At 37.6% G+C, this 17,936-nt stretch carries 12 protein-coding genes; 6 read left to right on the top strand and 6 right to left on the bottom strand.

Translation table 11 applies throughout. The annotated features are described in order from the left end of the window. Positions 1–113 precede the first annotated feature (113 nt). Complete coding sequence (locus tag H7U17_RS11485; protein ID WP_186756865.1) at positions 114–1,328, bottom strand: serpin family protein; 1,215 nt, start codon at positions 1,326–1,328, stop codon at positions 114–116. Positions 1,329–1,952: 624 nt separating this feature from the next. On the opposite strand from H7U17_RS11485, the gene H7U17_RS11480 reads away from it, so the two are divergent. Further along, complete coding sequence (locus H7U17_RS11480) at positions 1,953–4,127, top strand: B12-binding domain-containing radical SAM protein (RefSeq protein ID WP_186756864.1); 2,175 nt, start codon at positions 1,953–1,955, stop codon at positions 4,125–4,127. A 139-nt stretch (positions 4,128–4,266) separates the two neighbouring features. Here the strand turns inward: H7U17_RS11480 and H7U17_RS11475 are convergent, their stop codons facing one another. The 4 genes from H7U17_RS11475 to H7U17_RS11460 form a co-directional block, all read right to left on the bottom strand. Continuing rightward, the gene (locus H7U17_RS11475) at positions 4,267–5,949 is read right to left on the bottom strand and encodes a S41 family peptidase (protein WP_186756863.1); all 1,683 of its coding nucleotides are present in this window, start codon (positions 5,947–5,949) and stop codon (positions 4,267–4,269) included. Between the two features lie 491 nt (positions 5,950–6,440). Beyond that, positions 6,441–7,562, bottom strand: a complete 1,122-nt coding sequence (locus tag H7U17_RS11470) for a DUF4221 family protein (RefSeq protein WP_186756862.1) — start codon at positions 7,560–7,562, stop codon at positions 6,441–6,443. Between the two features lie 276 nt (positions 7,563–7,838). Beyond that, positions 7,839–11,390, bottom strand: coding sequence for a chromosome segregation protein SMC (smc, locus tag H7U17_RS11465; protein ID WP_186756861.1), 3,552 nt, complete (start codon positions 11,388–11,390; stop codon positions 7,839–7,841). Between the two features lie 213 nt (positions 11,391–11,603). Continuing rightward, a complete protein-coding gene (locus H7U17_RS11460; protein ID WP_186756860.1) occupies positions 11,604–12,314 on the bottom strand; it encodes a hypothetical protein in 711 nt (236 codons plus the stop codon). 222 nt (positions 12,315–12,536) lie between these two features. Here H7U17_RS11460 and H7U17_RS11455 point away from each other — a divergent pair, with 222 nt between their 5' ends. The 4 genes from H7U17_RS11455 to H7U17_RS11440 all read left to right on the top strand — a co-directional run bounded on the left by H7U17_RS11455 (position 12,537) and on the right by H7U17_RS11440 (position 15,306). Further along, positions 12,537–13,064, top strand: a complete 528-nt coding sequence (locus tag H7U17_RS11455; RefSeq protein WP_186756859.1) for a hypothetical protein — start codon at positions 12,537–12,539, stop codon at positions 13,062–13,064. A gap of 304 nt (positions 13,065–13,368) precedes the next feature. Next, the gene (locus H7U17_RS11450) at positions 13,369–13,872 is read left to right on the top strand and encodes a QcrA and Rieske domain-containing protein (protein WP_186756858.1); all 504 of its coding nucleotides are present in this window, start codon (positions 13,369–13,371) and stop codon (positions 13,870–13,872) included. A 7-nt stretch (positions 13,873–13,879) separates the two neighbouring features. Beyond that, complete coding sequence (locus tag H7U17_RS11445) at positions 13,880–14,437, top strand: YceI family protein (protein ID WP_186756857.1); 558 nt, start codon at positions 13,880–13,882, stop codon at positions 14,435–14,437. A gap of 8 nt (positions 14,438–14,445) precedes the next feature. Then, positions 14,446–15,306, top strand: coding sequence for a DUF5777 family beta-barrel protein (locus tag H7U17_RS11440; RefSeq protein WP_186756856.1), 861 nt, complete (start codon positions 14,446–14,448; stop codon positions 15,304–15,306). On the opposite strand, the gene H7U17_RS11435 is transcribed toward H7U17_RS11440, so the two are convergent. Continuing rightward, complete coding sequence (locus H7U17_RS11435; RefSeq protein WP_186756855.1) at positions 15,220–16,884, bottom strand: ArnT family glycosyltransferase; 1,665 nt, start codon at positions 16,882–16,884, stop codon at positions 15,220–15,222. The two genes, H7U17_RS11440 and H7U17_RS11435, sit on opposite strands and share 87 nt — an antisense overlap. 119 nt (positions 16,885–17,003) lie before the next feature. Between H7U17_RS11435 and H7U17_RS11430 the strand changes: the two genes are divergently transcribed. Beyond that, positions 17,004–17,930 (top strand): helix-turn-helix transcriptional regulator, encoded by a 927-nt coding sequence (locus tag H7U17_RS11430; RefSeq protein ID WP_186756854.1) that lies wholly within the window; start codon positions 17,004–17,006, stop codon positions 17,928–17,930. Positions 17,931–17,936: the final 6 nt, after the last annotated feature.

Below are 17,936 nucleotides of genomic sequence, written 5' to 3'. Positions count from 1 at the left end.
GTGTTAGAATATTACAAAGGTGGGGCTTGAGTTCCACCTTTCTTTTTTACTGATATTTAGGAGGATTTTAAATCTTCCTAACTTGAGTATAATTTATACAAAGTTGAAACTTATCATCTTACAAACCTTCCAGTAAAAATTATTGAGCCTGTTTTATTGTCAGTTATAAAAAATATAAAAGGGCGACTGGCATGGAATTGCTTTATCGTCTTTTTGGGCCGTGATAATACTGCACTGTTGCCAACTATCACTATTTTATTTAAAGAAGCAGCTGTAGCCTCACTTTTGATTTCATTGGTTTCAAAGGTGGTCTTATGGATGATTTCACCTATTTTCAAAGAATCTTTGCTTGAAATACCGCTGAAATCTGCTTTATTAGAAAACATTAAAGAATAGCCCATCTTTTTAATATCCTTGATAGGGTTGATCTCGGATTCAATCTTCATTTTTGGAAGGGTCAACTTAATCTCTTCTTCAGCACTTAGGCTGTCTATTTTTGAAAGGTAATCCAGGTTGATCTTTTCCTCCAATTCCAAGAGGCTTTTATGTCTCTTTGGTAAAAGTACCATCATAGAGTATTGATTGGATTGATAAGGAATATGAATAGCCTGAAGTTCTGGATCTTCATAATACTGGTAATTGGACTGATTATACATAAAGTCCATACTAACCATTTCCTTTGTAATGGTATAAAATAGGCTCAAAGAATTCCTGTTGGCTTCAAATGGCTTTTCCCATTGTCCAAAAAAATAAATTGCATTCAAAAGGCTCAATTTGACATCTTTCCCCAATCCATTTAATCTCTTTATTTTGTTTTGGGTTTTGTTTGATACCCAATCATTTAACTTTTGGTTGGGATCCGTATTATTACCCATGTTAAAGCTAAAGACATCGGCCATATAGTCTGTCTGAATTTTATCTTTGTATTGGGCATTTATCTCAAAATTGTCTTTTATCCATAAGGAGTTGGCTATGATGAGCTGGTTGTTATTGCTGCCATCATCATTTTTGATGTGCTGAGGTTGAATTTTGGGAGCTTCATTATTTGATGGTCCTTTTAAACCAAAGTTTTCACTGGACTCCTTTTCAAGATTATTGATAGATAATAAACTTTCCAATTCCTGCCTGGTGGATGATCCAGCCCCTTCCATCGTCATGGCTAATGCAATGCTTAGGCTGTAAGGTGAAATGAAATAGTTGTTGGAATCTGGTTTGGTTGCCTTATATATTTTGACTGCAAAGGCATTGCTGGGTAGCAGTGGTGAATTTTGAGAAAAACTATAATGCTGAATTAATAAGCTGAGGATAAAAATAAGGGCTTTTTTCATAAGTTTTTAAATAATATTTACTGACTCCAATCTGAATAAAAAGTGATTTTTAACTTAAGTTTATCATTGTTGAAACCTATCACCTTAAATAAAATCAAGTACATTTTGGGTTTATTTGAATTTGATGGTAAGATAAAGAATGCTGGAACCCAATAAAATACCCCACATGGGGTATTTTTAGATTTTGTTTATTTTAAGTTCGTTGAGAAAACCGGTGCAGATTAAGGGAGTTATTGAGGTTTTCTTTGGCTCTCTCTCGAATTGATAAACTGGAAGACTACAATCAAAACGAATATACCCAAGCCTAAAGCGATAATTGAAGGAGGAAATGGAAGTTTAAAGTCAAGAGAACTTATGGATTCGTTTATCAAATCTTTTAGAAAAAACACTCCTTCCATAAGCGTCAAGAAACTCAATCTTTTTCATTTTGCAGAAGTTAAATTATTTGTAATGTTTGGAAAGGTAGAGCTTAGACAAGCTGTTTTGAAGAAAGGTTATAGGAAAATGATTTTTTTATAGGACTTTCAATGACTGGAGTTATGCTTACTGGCACCTGGTTTTGCCACAAATCATGAATTATTCCACCTTTCTTTATAATTTTGCCCCAAATCAATCCCAAATACTTTGGCTACTAAAGTTCTCTTCATCACCCCTCCATTTACCCAGCTGAATACTCCATATCCAGCAACGGCCTATCTAAAAGGTTATCTAAATACCTTAAACATTACGTCAAATCAGGCTGATTTGGGTTTGGAAGTGATTTTAGCCTTGTTTTCAAAAAAAGGGCTAAAGCAGGTTTTTGAATTGGCAGAAGAGCAAGGACTCCAATATTCAGACAATGTAAATAGAATATTGAGGATGAAGGCTGCTTATTTGCAGACGATAGATACAGTGATTGATTTTTTGCAGGACAAGAACCCAACGCTGGCCTATCATATTTCCGAGGGAAATTTTTTGCCCCAGGCAGCTCGATTTGAGCAGTTGGGAGATGTGGAATGGGCCTTCGGGACCATGGGCCTAAGGGACAAATCCCGTTACCTAGCTACCTTGTATTTGGAGGATTTAGGAGATCTGATTACTGAGGCCATTGATCCTCATTTTGGTTTTAGTCGCTATGCAGAGAGCTTGGGAATGTCAGCAGGTAGCTTTGATGAGATGGAGGAAGCCTTGCAGGGGCCATTGAGTTTGATCGATACCATATTGTTGGATTTGTTGGAGGAAAAAATAGAAGCATATCAACCCGAATCGGTAGCCTTCTCAGTTCCTTTTCCGGGGAATCTTTATGGTGCATTGAAGTGTGGACAATATTTAAAGACCAAGCATCCTAGTATTAAGGTGTGGATGGGCGGAGGCTATCCCAATACAGAGCTTAGAAGTTTGAAAGATGCTCGGATTTTCGATTATGTAGATTATATCACCTTAGATGATGGTGAAGCCCCCGTTCGTTTGTTGTTGGACCATTTGGACGGAAAACTGTCTTTAGAAGCTTTGAAGCGAACATTTGTTTGTCTGGATGGTGAGGTGAAATTGATCAATGGTGCTAGGGATAAAGATGTGCCCCAAAGGGATGTAGGGACTCCAGATTATAGTGACCTGCCTCTAAGTAAATATCTTTCGGTAATTGAGGTGGCCAATCCCATGCATCGCTTATGGAGTGATGGCCGTTGGAATAAGTTGACCCTGGCCCATGGCTGTTATTGGGGGAAATGTACTTTCTGTGATATCTCCTTGGATTATATTGGACGTTACGAACCCATTACTGCTGCTATCCTTTGTGATAGGATCGAGGAAATTATGGCCCAAACGGGAACCAATGGGTTTCACTTTGTGGATGAAGCGGCACCTCCAGCTTTGATGCGGGATCTGGCCTTAGAGATATTGAGAAGGGGACTTGTGGTCGTTTGGTGGACTAATATCCGTTTTGAAAGTAATTTTACTGCTGATCTTTGCCGATTGTTGAGGGCTTCCGGCTGTATTGCCATTTCAGGAGGGTTGGAAGTCGCTTCTGATCGATTGCTTGGCTTGATCAAAAAGGGGGTAACCGTGGCACAAGTGGCCCAAGTTACCCATCATCTTACACAAGCGGGGATTATGGTGCATGCTTACCTGATGTATGGTTATCCGACTCAAACGGCACAGGAAACCATAGATTCTTTGGAAATGGTGCGTCAGCTTTTTGAGGAAGGTGTTTTGCAGTCAGGTTTCTGGCACCGTTTTGCCATGACCGCCCATAGCCCAGTTGGCTTGGACCCAAAGGCTTTTGGCGTTTATAGGACTGATTTGGCCTTGGCTCCTTTTGCCAATAATGAAGTGGGGTACGAGGACCCTATTGGTGTGGATCATGCTGGTTTTTCAGAGGGACTTAGGAAATCTTTGTTTAATTATATGCATGGAGTGGGTTTTGATATACCATTGAAAGAATGGTTTAATTTTAAAGTCCCAATAACTACAATTCCAAAAAACTATATCCATAGGCAAATAGCCGAAGAACCTGCATTAGTTTATAAAAAGCATCATAGAATTGTTTGGATAGGGGCGCAGCCAGATTTGCTGGATTCTGAAGAACCTGGTTTTGTGGAGTTGGTCTTTTCGGGTAAGAAGGAAGATTTTGCCATGGAGTTGCCAGAGGAATTTGCAGAATGGGTGGCCAGCCTTTTGGCGAGGGTGTCCTATGACCAACCTTTGAGTATGCTTAAGGGAATTTGGGAAGATTATGAAGCCAATGTCGGTGATTTTGAAGAGTTGGTGGAATCGGAAGTTTGGGAGATACTGAGAGAGCAGGGGTTGTTGGTTTTTTAGTGACCACTTAGATCGTTGAAACCACAGAGATCACAAAGAACGCAGAGGGGGAGCTGTAAGGGACCATCTGTTCGGGATTTTAAATCCCGAACCATAATTTTATGGAGGATTTTAAATCCTCCATGGCTGATGAAATAGCCTAATGAGGTGAATTGATTAATTCAATCCCTTTCAGTATATATTGATCTTGCAGGAAATTGGAAGTAGTTTCTTCCACATAATAATCAATTTTTAAGCCTTTCCTTTGTGCCCCAGTTCCATCTGGGTAAAAAGCTCCCAAACTGGTGAAATTAATTTCTGACTTATCTGGTAAGGTATATGAAGTTATATTCATTTGGGCTCCAGCGGTGTTTTGTCCAACTGTTATGCAATTTGGTGAAGCCTGAATGGCCATGCCGATATATTCAGCTTGACTCATTGTAGTTTTGTTTACCAGTAAAATTACTTTTCCCTTATAATATTTAGAGCTATGGTAGCCTGCTATGAAAGGATCTTTAATGATTTTTAATGGTGCTTTGTCAAAATAGGCCAAGGAAGGTCTATTGGGAATTGGTGATATCGTTTTGATGAACTTTTTCTTTTCTCTATAGAGGTATTTTGCAAGAGCATTGATGTTAATGTTTTTGGGATAATTTCTTAGATCAATGATGATTCCTTTTGTGCCGGAAAAATCTCTGAATGCGGTTTTTAGTTCATCATTTGAAATAGTTTTTAGGTTCAGGTAACCAATATTGTCTTCTATGTTTTTCCATTTTTCGGTAGGAGTGGATGGTTTGAGATAGGAGTGATCATTTGTTCTGCTAGGATTGTCCAAGTTGAGTGATATTTTTATGATTTGATCATCCCGCTTGATGCTCAGCTCCAAGTTTTTGTTATTACTGAAAATCATCCAGTTTGCCCATTTTTTTAAGTAGGTATCATTTGAGGACGATAGAAATGGCTTTACTTTTTCGTCCAGGTTAGCTTGAATACTTTTCCCATCTATTTCAAAAATTAGGTCACCAAGCATTAAATCTTTGCTTTTTATTAGAGTTTTATCCACTGAGGTCACTACCAAAGTGTCATTAATTATATTCACACCAAATGGTGGTTTATATGCCAATAAAGAATCACTTAATTCTTTACTGTAGTAAAAACTATGTGAATCATTTAAATGTGTAAAAAGATGAGCTTTGGTTTTTTCATAGTCAAATTTCGATTTACAATCGGAGAATTTTACAATGAATTTATCCAATATCTCCACCCAGTTTTCATCCATTAGGTATTTATTGACATAGTAATATTGGATTACATTCCAGAAGCTAAAGAGAGATAAAAGCCGATGGCTTTTAAAGGTGTAATTAAAATTGTCAAAGCCTTTTTCATTATCAAAGGAGGGAATTGAAGAGAAAGTATGCCCTGTGATATAATGGCTTTTGATATTGGTATTGTCCCTTAGTTTGGACAAATGAGAATATAGATCAGGAGAGGATATATACTTTTCAATCCAGTCATAATCATAGTTTTTAGTGAAAAAGCCTTTATGGTTTGTTGAGCTTTTAATTTTGCTTGGCTCTACACTGTTTACAAAATCAAGTAAAAACATATTCAGTTCTGATTGACTTTTAACTTCTTCTAGTTCATTGATTTTGTCTACAAATACTTTGTCCCAGTCGTATTGTCCTTTACTCACATGGGGATGGTGGTATTTCATCAGACCCCAAACCAGCCCAAACTGCTTTACTTTTTCGGTTTCGCTTATTAGCTGTATGGTTTGTGTTCTTGCATTAGCAATAAAACCAAGAATAAGAAGGGCAGTCATTAAAAAGCTCTTTGAATTCATTAGTTTACATCAAAATAAAAAAACATTCATACCAAAGATGGAGTCACAGTTTCGGAAAAATCATTGAGTATTGAAATATAAAAGATGTTAAAATAGTAAAAATGTAGTTTATCATTGGTTAAAGAAAGGTTTTTGCTTGTTGAGTTTTGTAAAAGGAGATTGTAGGCTCACAGTGAAAAATGGGCAAATAAAAAGGAGGATTTAAAATCCTCCTTAGCTGTCTTTTTACATCACAGAAATGAAATTTTGGGACTGATCAATAATGTCCATCAAAACGCCCTTCTCTGATCTCTAAGATATATCCTTCACTATCTACCGCCTCAAACCAAAAGACACTAGTGGCCAAGGCAATTGGTCTATGGTTTTTTTTGGGATTCTCTTGATCTTTTTTACAAGCTGAAAAAATAGTATCAGGATGATTTAGTATATCAAATTTCTCATTTTGTATTCATTATTATAAAAATAAGTTAGAACAAGGAGTGGAGAGACTTTTAACTGCCTTTATTATTTATTCCTAACCTCACAAAAACCATTTCATCATCGATGTTTTCATATATCCATATTTTACTGTCTTTGACAAAATGCTTAGCAGGTTTCTTATTCAATTGTGGGACAAAGGTTTCCCCAATCATATTCAAGTCATTATCATAAGCTGTTAAGTAAACTTCTGTTTTTCCCTTTTTGAGTTGATAAGAAAACCGATAGTAAATTTTATTTTCACTATCATAAAATGGATGCATAAAATTGATCTCCTCTCTATATTTAGCGCGTTCAATTTCAAATTCCTCAGGAGTTGCATGCTCTAATTTATAGATTTTCTCCTTTTTATTGGCTGTAAGCTGGCTACTGTATGATTTTATAAATAAGGAGTCCATTTCTGTGTCATACCACATTAGATCACAAGTGGTCTCATTTGATAATATCACTTTAGTTCCAAACTTTTCTATCCCCATTCTAGGTGCTTCATTTATAATACTACCTTTTCCTAGGTAATAACGAAATCTATAATCTGATGCTCTCTCGAAGCTTTTTAGGTTTAATCTTGAAGTCTCATATTTATCTAAATAAAGTATCCCCAATTTGAAGTTTTTACCATCATAATCTTGGATCAATCCATATATCCGTTTGGCTGATGGATCCATGATAACTTTATCACCCTTTAATAGATCACCTCCTGAATGCCAATTTGCTAAAGAAAAGTTTTCATAATATACAGTCATAAGCTTTCTTCCATTTAAGGAAAATAATGAACTGTGATACATACCCGTTAAGGATATTTGATGTTCATTTAGAACTTTCATTATTGCCATTCCTGGGCCTATACCGTTTGGGCCTTCTCTTTCAAACAGAAACTTATCCTCCAACCTTAACTCTTCTAGGTTGATTTTCTCTAGGGTAAGATCATATTCATTGAAATTATATAAGTATTTGCTATCCGTACTAATGCCTGAACTAGTGAGTCCATATTTCAAAAAAATAACTTCATCTCCAGGGTCGATACGGACTGTGTCTAAGGATAATTCTACATTTGAAAAATATCCCTTGTCTGCATTTTCAGTTTTTCCATTGCAGGAAATTGTCAATGAAATAATAAAATAAAGAAAGTACTTCATATTGTTTGATGATTCAATAAATAATGAAATTAAGATGGTTAATGATTTTATTGATCGTTACGAGGGATCTATAATATGGTATAAAGGAACTTTACCGCCCATCAAAAAAATCAACATCGTTTCTATAACTAAAGCTTTAATCTATGAAAAAGATTGGCAGCAAACAAATATCTAATAAAAGTTATTAAAAACAGATAATGTCCATAGATTCATGTGATTAAGCTCAAAAAAGTACAGCGTTTACTTAAATCCTCCTTAGCATATTAGTTAAATAAATTAATCAATAATATCTTCCAATTCCCTTAAATCCACTGGTACTACTCTGGATACCCCTGCTTCGATCATGGTAATACCATAAATGATATCCGTACTGGCCATGGTCCGCTTATTATGGGTGACAATGATAAACTGGGACTCATGGGAGAATTTTTGGATGATCTGGTTGAACTTATCAATATTAGCATCATCCAGTGGAGCATCCACCTCATCAAAGATACAGAAAGGCGCAGGCTTCAGCAGATAAATGGAGAAGAGTAGGGAAGTGGCCGTCAAGGTCTTTTCACCACCCGAAAGCTGGTTGATGGTCAATGGCCTTTTGCCTTTTGGCTTGGCCATGATCTCAATGGTACTGTCCAATGGAGATTCGGGGTTGGTCAACTTTAGGTCACAATCATCCTCTGCTGTAAACAGGGAACGGAAAACCTTAACAAAGTTGGTCTTGATTTGATCAAAGGCAGACAAGAAAGTTTCCTTAGCAACTGTGTCTATTTCCTTAATGGTGTCCATCAAGGAATTTTTAGCTTTTTCTAAGTCTTCTTTCTGCGAGGAGATGAAAGTATGGCGTTCCTTAATTTCATCATAAGCCTCCATGGCCATGGGGTTGATCGGTCCCATTTTTTCCAATCTTTGTTTGGCCTTTTGGACTTCCTCACGGATTTGCTCCTCATCCTTTTCCTGGTATTCAGGATCGACCTCAGGATCTTCTTGAATCAGGTTATCCAAATCGATTTCAAATTCCACACTTAATCTCTCCTTCATGCTGGAAAGCTTAAGCTTGATCTCGTTAAGGGTATTTTGCAATTCCATGATTAGGGCATCGATCCCTTCTTTTTGCTTGGAAAGCTCACGGATGCCTTTTTCCATTTCGTCGATATCGCCTCTGGAGGCATAGTAATCTTTTTCAGCTTCAGTAACGCCGATTTCAATGGTCTCTTTTTCGGTATATAATTCGATCAATTCATCATCCTTGATCTCATTATTGTCCAGAAGTCCCCTAATTTCTTGATCAATTGTACTGAGTTCGGATTGGGATTTCTCTATCCTTTCCTTACTGTTTTCAAAAGCACTTTTCTTAAAGGAAATTTCTTGCTCAAGGCTATTGACTTTATTTAAGTGCTGATGGTATTGGATGTTTTCTTGGTTGTAATTACTGGAACGGACGGACAAGTTTTCCTCTTCAGTAAGCAATTGCTCATTGATGATTTCGATCTCTTCCTCCATGCCGTCAAAACCATTTTTTTCCTCATCCAGCTTTGGACCGATTTCATTGACTTCTTCGCTTAAGCTGTCAATCTTTTCTAGGATGTCTTCCCGTTTATTGGCATTGGTGGATAGCATTTCTGCCAACTGCTCCTTTTTGGTTTTGATGGAGATATATTGCTGGTTGACCTCAGAAATTTCAGATTGAAGGTCTTCAATGTCCTTCTTATAAGAGACTTCTTTCAGTTTCATCAGGTCACTGACTTTTTTGTCCAAATTGGACCTTGCAGCACTGACCTTTTTGTTCAGCTCCTTGATCTCAACTTCCAGCTTCTCAAGATTCTTTGCCCGGCCAATTCGCTTACCTTCGAAGAGTCCAACTGAACCACCAGAAATGCTGAATTTACGCTTAGTGAATTTTCCGCTTTCCGTAATGAAAATGGTGTCATTATCTTCAGGAATGTCTTTGATCTCACCTTGGACAATATAAACATCATCCAGGATATAACTGATTAGCTTGGCGTACTTTTCATCATATTCAATGATTTCTGTAGCAGCTGTAGCATTGGCAAACAGTTTATTGGTGGAGGGTTTGAAACGCTCAAAATGCTCTAGTACGAAGAAGTTGGCTTTTCCTCTAGCGGCATCACTTAGTAGGTTTACTGCAGCAATGGCTTGGTCCTCTGTGTCCACCACATAATAATTCATATAGCTTTCAAGATAATTCTCAATGGCCACACGATAGTTTTCGCTGGTCGTCAGAATATCCGAAAGAAGGGGAGTGTCCTTACCCCAGTCTGAATTCTTTTTTAAGAACTTGATGGCTTCGGGGAAACCCTCTAAGTTTTCAACCAAGGATTTGGTAAGGTTAAACTCATTGGATTTGGCGTCCAGTTTCCTTCCCAACTGGGTAACCTCTTCCCTAATCAGTTCTATGGTATGGTTGGATTCTTCAATTTTATGGTTTTGATCCTCTTCCTTGGCCTTTAGCTGGGTGATGCGATCGGTTTTTTCATCCAACTCATCTTTCAGTACCAGCATTTTTTCTTCAAACTCAGCTAAGTTGGCTTCCTGACTATTATCGTCCGAAGCGGTTTTTTCCAATTCTTGCTTTAGGGAGGAAAGCTGAATTTGCTTGATCTCCAGTTCTTTGCTGAGTTGGTAGATAGTGTCTTTGCGGGTTGAGAAATCTTTGCTGAGCACTTTTTGCCTTTCTTGGAGAATGGCATGGGCTGATTTTTGTTCTTCGTATTCTGCTTTTAGATTTTCTACAGTAAGCTCCTTTTCCGACAAAAGCTTTTCAGCTACTTCCTTTTCTTGCTCGAGTGATCGAATACTAAAGCCCGCACGGTCATTGGATTTTCGGTCTTGATCGATTTGCTCTCGGAGCTTCATTGACCGGTCTTCCAAGAATCGAAGACGTTCGTTTTTGATTTTTTTCTCACTCTCAAACTGTCTGATTTTGTTGACATGCTCGTTGAGCGTTTTTTGTCTGGAGGAGAGGAGCTTTTCTTTATGGATCTGTTCAGACTTGGATTTTTCCAATTCTGCTTCCTTGGTTGTTATCTGGTTATTGAGCTGTAATTTGCGATCATTTTCCGCATTGATCCTTTCATTGGCACCAATCAGGTTGTCAGTATGGGTTTTTACACTGATTTTGGCCAAGGCAATGCTTGATGCCTTATAGGATTTTTTGATTTCAAAGTATTTAGCAGCCTGCTTGGCCTGCTTTTCCAGGGATTTGAGGTTTTTCTCAATCTCATATAAGAGATCTTCCACCCTGTCAAGGTCTGCATCAGTATCTTCCAGCTTTTTAAGTGTTTCCTTCTTACGGGTCTTGAACTTGGAAATACCGGCAGCTTCCTCAAAGAGGTCCCTACGGGAGTTGTTCTTGTCATTGAGCAACTCATCAATCATTTTCAGTTCGATGATGGCATAGCTGTTGGATTGGATACCCGTGTCCATAAAGAGGTTATTGATGTCCTTAAGACGACAGGCAATGCCATTGAGTAAATATTCACTTTCCCCAGAACGGTAGTAACGACGGGTGATGGTGACATGGGTGTATTCGGTAGGAAGCAGGTTTTTGGTGTTTTCAAAGGTTAGGGACACCTCAGCCAGATTGGTAGGTTTCCTGTTTTTGGTACCATTGAAAATCACATTTTCCATTTTATCGGAGCGAAGTGCCCGGGTTTTTTGCTCACCCAGTACCCAGCGGATGGCATCCACAACATTGGACTTTCCACATCCATTCGGGCCTACGATTCCTGTAATGCCCTTGTCAAAATGGATGGAGACCTTGTCCCCAAAACTTTTAAAACCTTTGATTTCAAGCTTGGTTAGCTGCATGTATGCTTAAATAAAATAGATTAAGACAAACAAAATTAATCAGATCGGGTTAATAAGCAAATGGGAATTTGTAGTTCCTTGGTTTTGATGGTTTTAAAAAAACAGTAGATTTTTACTGAACAGTTTCACAATTTGGAGAAAGATTTCCTTTAAGTCAAAGGGAAATTGGAATAGGGGATGCAATCTGGCCCTTCAGAGGAGATTACAACTAAATTATAGCACTAATTCCTCAAGTTTTGATTTTGCTTCAATTGGCATTTTCCAGGAATAATCTGATAGTAGTTTTTCATATATGCTGTTCCAAAAGTCTTCGTCGTGTAGATTGTTGGATGCTGATCTTGACTTCAAAAAATTGGCTATTTCGTAGACTTGGTGAAATGAATTATAACTTTTTTCTGCATTTTCAAAGGCCAATATTGCCTCTCTTAGTTCTTTACTAAACAACTTCTCGAACCCCACCCTTTCCCATGCTATTGCTGCGCTATAATCTTTTGAGGTGCTGGAAAATGTAGGCGTCAGTTCATTGTCAATTTTTTCTATTTCTTTTTCAAGTTCTTTGATTTGAGGGGTAGATGCGGAATCCCTTTTGTTTTCCATTTCAAAAAGCTGATTTTGCTTCTGTCTTCTTTGTGCCATTAAATCCTTGTATTCCTTGTCTACAGCCTCATAATATGATTCCCATCCCTCCCTTAGTTTTTCTGATGGTGTGATGTGTGAGAAATATTGAGCCAACAACCTTTTTTCTGAAATTTTGGAATTGTCCGTCACGATTGAAACATATTTATCATATTCTTGAAGTTCGGTTATCCCTATTTCACGGTCCTTAAAGCCTGCATTAATAATCGTGGTCATGATCACCAAGCCTACCGATGCTACTGCCCATCTTAATAATCCTATCCAAATTTTCAATCTTTCATCAGTCATGTTTTTTAGGATTTAAGGTTTGATTTATTAATATAACAAAATAATATTTTATGATGAACCATTTGGATCTGGTAGGTAGATTTAAGCTTAGAGAAGTAGGATAGAGATATGCTAAATTTTAAAAGGAGTATTAGGGATACTTTTATAAATGACTTGTTTTTAATAAATGTATACATTGGATAATTTTTGCTATCTTAGTTTTAAACAAAAAATAGCGAAACAGTGGATAATGGAACTTGGATCTATATTATCATCTCGATAATATTTTTTATAGTCAATGCACTTACTAAAAAGAAAAAAGGTGAGGGACAGGAAGTTGATGAGATGGGAGAGGGGGCAATGGATGAACAGCCAGGCAATAAGCCTTTGTCTTTTGAGGAACTTTTAAGGGAAATTAGGCAAGGTCAACAGAAAGAAGCCGATGTTGAGGAGAGAGAGGAAGAAGTGGTTCAGAAAACGGAGGATACAGACTATCCCAAAGTAGAAGCAGCCCCTGAGCCAGTTAGGCGACAGCCTGAAATAAAATATTATGAAGGTACTTACCAAGCCGATCATGTAGAAAAGGGCAAGGCTTTGGTTAAATTGGACGATCAGGTAGAAATCGATAGTGATAAGAAAATATTAAAAGAAGTAGAAGATGTGGCTGAGGAAGGGGCCAGCTATAACAGGTACAGGAGAATGTTAAAGGATCCCCAATCCCTTAAAGATGCTATTGTTGTCTCTGAAATTTTGAAAAGGAAGGAATATTAATGAAAAGGTGTTTTCCTTATAGTCATATGATGACTGACAAAGTACCATTAATATCAAGTAAGGATAAAGTTAAATAATGTGAATATAGGAGTCTGTTTACAGTTTGAATTCTTAGTGCTTTCAAACACTAAATGATAAGAAATAAGCCCATTTTATTACTGTTTAATTTACATTTTTTGAGAGTCTATATACTATTTGCTCAAATATATCAATCCCTAAAATTGTGAGATATTTCATGATATCGGTAGGAGTAGTTCTAATTTGTCTATGATCCAATTGCACTTTGGAATGCGTAGGTTAATGCATGAAGCAACTTACAAATACAAAGGCAGGAAAGCTCACTCAGGATAGGAGAGAGTTCCTATTAAAGACAGGTTCATTATCTGTGATGTCCCTATTTGGAATGTCATTTTTTACCGCCTGCAGCAGCTCAGAAGATATGGATCCTTCAAGCCCAGATGATTCAGGAGGTGATGATTCAGGGAACGGTATTGAGGTTTCGGGAGGTACCGTGACTATTGATCTAAGTAAACAGTCGGGTCTCAAAACCAATGGAGGATGGCTTTTGGTCAGTGAAGCAAGAGTTCTGGTGGTGAATATAGGTAATGATATGTTCAGTGCTTTGACATCTGTTTGTACCCACTCCAATTGCGCTGATAATTGGAAATTTCAAAGCAGTCAGTTTGTTTGTGGCTGTCATGGGTCCAGGTTTACCACAGATGGTTCGGTTGCCAATGGACCGGCTAGCTCTCCATTGACTTCTTATTCGACCATGTTACAGGACGATATTCTAACAATCATGAAATAATCTTATCATGAAAAAGCTCTTTATCATATTCTATTTAGCCTTTTTAGGGAGTACCCAAAAAGCCTTTTGCCAAGAATTTATTACTGAAAGTGGCCATGCAGAGTTTCTCTCCCGAGCCTCTCTGAATGAATTTACGGGGAAGTCAGACCAGCTAAACGGCTTGGTGGACTTGGACAAAAATTTGGTGGATTTTTATATAGACCTGAATACCTTGAAAACAGGGATTGGCTTGAGAGATAGACATATGAGAGAGAATTACCTGGAAACTGAAGATTTTCCTTATGCTGAATTTACTGGGGAAATAAGAGGCCTGAATGAAGAGATGATTAGTTCATTTGAAAATGGGCAAAAAGTAACTGCAGTGGGGAAATTTAAAATTCACGGAGTGGAAAGAGAGATGGAAATCAATGGGGAAATCAAGCAGGATCAGGAAAAAAACACGCTGCATTTGAGCGCTAAATTTGAAGTCCTATTGGGTGACCATGACATAGCAATTCCAAAAGTGATGTTTTATGAGCTTTCAGAGAAACAAATAGTTACCATTAATGTCAGTCTAAAGAAATAAGCAAAACCATGAAAACTTCACTTTTAATATTATCATTATTGTTAACGGCTTTTGTAGCTCAAGCTCAGTTGGAAAGAAAACCTGCTGAACCAAACAAGGAAGAGGACCTGATCTTCCATGCCCCTAGACATATTAATTTGTTGACCGTAGAGCCAATAGAGAAAAAAGGTTTGCATCTGGCCATAATGCATACTTTTGGGGCATTGGATGGAGGCGTACAAAACTTTTTTGGGCTTGACTATGGTGCCAATATTATGATTGGTTTTGAATATGGAATGACCGAAAAATTCTCACTGGGACTTTCCAGGTCCAGCTTGGACAAAGTGTATGATTTATATGGTCGGTATCATTTGATGAGTCAAAGCTATGATAACAGCCGTCCAATTTCAATAAGCCTAATGGCTGGAGCAGGAGTAAACACTTCTGATTATAGTTTTATAGAAGAAACAGAAGTCTCCTTTGCGGATAGAACCAGCTATAAGGCTCAGGTAATGTTTGCCAGAAAGTTCAATGACAGCTTTAGCTTCCAGTTAAGCCCTATGTTGGCCTATTTTACCAGTCCTTTTGAGTTTTATCAGATAGAAGGTGATGAAAATTTGTATTTGGCTTTAGGTTTGAGTGCCAAATATAAGGTGACAGGGAAATCTTCCTTGACATTGCAGTATATTCCTAATTTGAACAATGAGTTAAAAAGTAATTTAGGTGTTGGAATAGATGTGGAAGCAGGAGGTCATGTCTTTCAAATGTACTTTGTGACCAGCCAAGCATTAAACGAGCAGTATCTATTGGCGGGAGGAAATGGAACCCCGGGGGAACAATTTAGGATTGGGTTTAATGTTAACCGCATATTCGCCCTTGGGAAGCGGTAATAATGGATTGATTCTCTCAAACCCGATGATATGCAGCCACTCGTCTTCCATGCTTTCAGTTTGTACATAGTTATTTTGTTTGGCAAATTCCCTTACTTTTTGAAGTAGGGAAGTTTGGTCAGGGTAGGCATGTTGGCTGTACTTATATATGAATAAAGTGAAATTCTGAGGAGGGTTTAAGTAGGGTTGAGCTTTAAAATCTTCTAAGCTAATTGCCCGCTTTTTAGGTAATAGTTTTCCTAGGATAACTTCTTGACTGTCGCAAATAAATTGATGGCTTATTAAGGGTGAATGATGGTCACTGTTTTCAAGGTTTTGGATAAATGCTTCTTTGAAGTGAGAATAATTTTTTAGGCCCGATTGATTTTTAAAAGCCATGAAAACTGGAAGAATCAAGAGCGCCACCATCCCTGCTAATCTTAATCTGGATGTCAGAAAAGCGAGGCACGCTGCAAAAAGGAAATAATAAATCGCAATATTCCATTCCATTAAAGAAAGCGCAACGAATCCCCCGAAGGCTATCCATAATGAACAGAATTTGTTCCAGAAGAAATTATCCAACCAACGGTGGTTTTCAAAAGCGATATTGGCAGATAGCAAAGGGATCAGAATTATCAAGTGCCTAGGGTTTAGGTGAAGGGGATTATAATAAGAGAAGCTGGTACTCATAAACCAAAAACCAATAATCATACAGATGGTACATAAGGAAAAGATGAGGGGTAAGTCTCTTTTAGTTAAAAAAGCCCTGACGATTGAGGGAACGGACAAGACAATCCAAATCCAATAGGTTCGTTCTACAAAAGTCGTGATAGGGATGAAAGTTAATCGTTCCAACATTATCAGCCAGTTTTTGTCAAAATAGCTGTAGGGGGATACATAGTGCCCTTCTTGAATGCTTCGAAATCTAAAAAAAGCATCTTCAAACTTCCATTCAAAGTATCCTAAATATACAAGGAAAAATAAGGTCACGAAGCCGAAAAAGTATAAATAAAAGCTTTTACCGTTATCCTTTAAATAATCAAATACCATAAGCATGACAGGAAATGGTGCTAGGTAAATGATGGTTTCCTTGGTACAAAATCCCACAAAGAAGGCCAGTGCCATTAATAGCCCTGATTCAAGGGGACGTTTAAATCGGTAGTAAGCTGAGTAGGGAATTAATGCGGTCCAGAATAAGAGTGGGGAATCTGGGTACACTTTGGGGAGGAAATGCAACAAATATATATTGGAAATAAAGAATAATACCAACCAAAATTTGGTAGAAGGTTTTGGCATGATGCTCCATATAAGGATCAAGGCTCCTATATAGTAGATCAGGCTGGAGAGTGAAGCAATCCGATCATTGAAACCAAAAAGGAAAGTAAGGAGTCCTGATAATATATAAGCGCCCCACCTGAAAGTGAAATGCTCCCCAGTCATCACATCATTTCCCATCCAGAAATTTTGACCATAAATTATATAGGCCACATCATCACTGAAAGTAATTCCATCATAAGCAAAAAACCAATAGCCTATCAAAAGAAGGATACCTGCAACAAGGTAGGTGTTGGGCTGGTGGAGCTTTATGCTTTTTTCCATAAACTTTTATATCCTCATTGTTTTGAGGATCGTTTCTTGGTGAAAAATTGACAATTTGTGTCTTTAATGTGTGGAGTTATAATCTTAGACGTAAATTGCTTTCTGAAATTTAACTTGTCATGGCTAAAACAAAAAGTGTTGAGCAACAAAAAATACTAAGGGTTTTCAAATTAATCAATTTGCTACGGTCCAATATAGGTAAACCTGTAGGTCGGCTAGCAGAATCCTTGGGTACGGATAAAAGAACCATCTACCGCTATTTCAAATTATTGGAAGAATTGGGGTTTCAGGTAGAAAAGGAGTTTGGTAAGTTTAAGATTGTTGATAGGGTGGATCAGCATAGTGACAGTTTCTATGGGACCTTTACTGATGATGAAACAGCTTTTATAGCCGATTTGTTGAGCAAAAATGGAAAGAAAAACCTATTGAGGGATTCTATCCTGCAGAAGGTCCATCACCGTTCTGATTTTCAGCAAGGTGTCAGTCAGTTGTTCAATGCGCATTTAGGAACATTTGTGGATGAACTAGGAGAGGCAATAAGGGATAAGTTTCAAGTGCTATTGAAAGATTATTATTCCCTTAGTAGTGATTCAGTGAGTGATAGACTGGTAGAACCTGTGGCTTTTACAAGTAATTTTGAATCTGTGTACGCTTTTGAAGTTGCTAGTAAGGAGATGAAACTTTTTAAGTTAGAGAGGATAACCGAGGTGAAAGTTAGCTCTCATAAGCATGTTTACGAGGTTTTACATGAATCCTTAGAGCAAGGATTGTTTGGTTTTACTGGGAAGGACCGATTTCAAGTAAAACTTAGACTTTCGAAGAAAGCCTACCAATTACTTATGGAGGATCATCCTGATGCGAAGCCATATACCTATATAAAAGAAAGAAATCAATATTATTTTGAATCAGAAATACCAGAGTTGCCAGGAATAGCGAGGTTTATCCTTGGCTTACCGGGAGAAGTAGTATTGGAAGAAGGAAAAGAATTGGAGCATTACCTTAAAGAGCAATTAAAAAAGGCTGAAAATATTTTTCTCAGCCCTTGAAATTAA

Origin of the sequence: Echinicola salinicaeni (assembly GCF_014280965.1) — a bacterium.
Classification (GTDB): Bacteria; Bacteroidota; Bacteroidia; order Cytophagales; family Cyclobacteriaceae; genus Echinicola; species Echinicola salinicaeni.
This window is presented reverse-complemented; position numbering and strand designations above follow the sequence as displayed.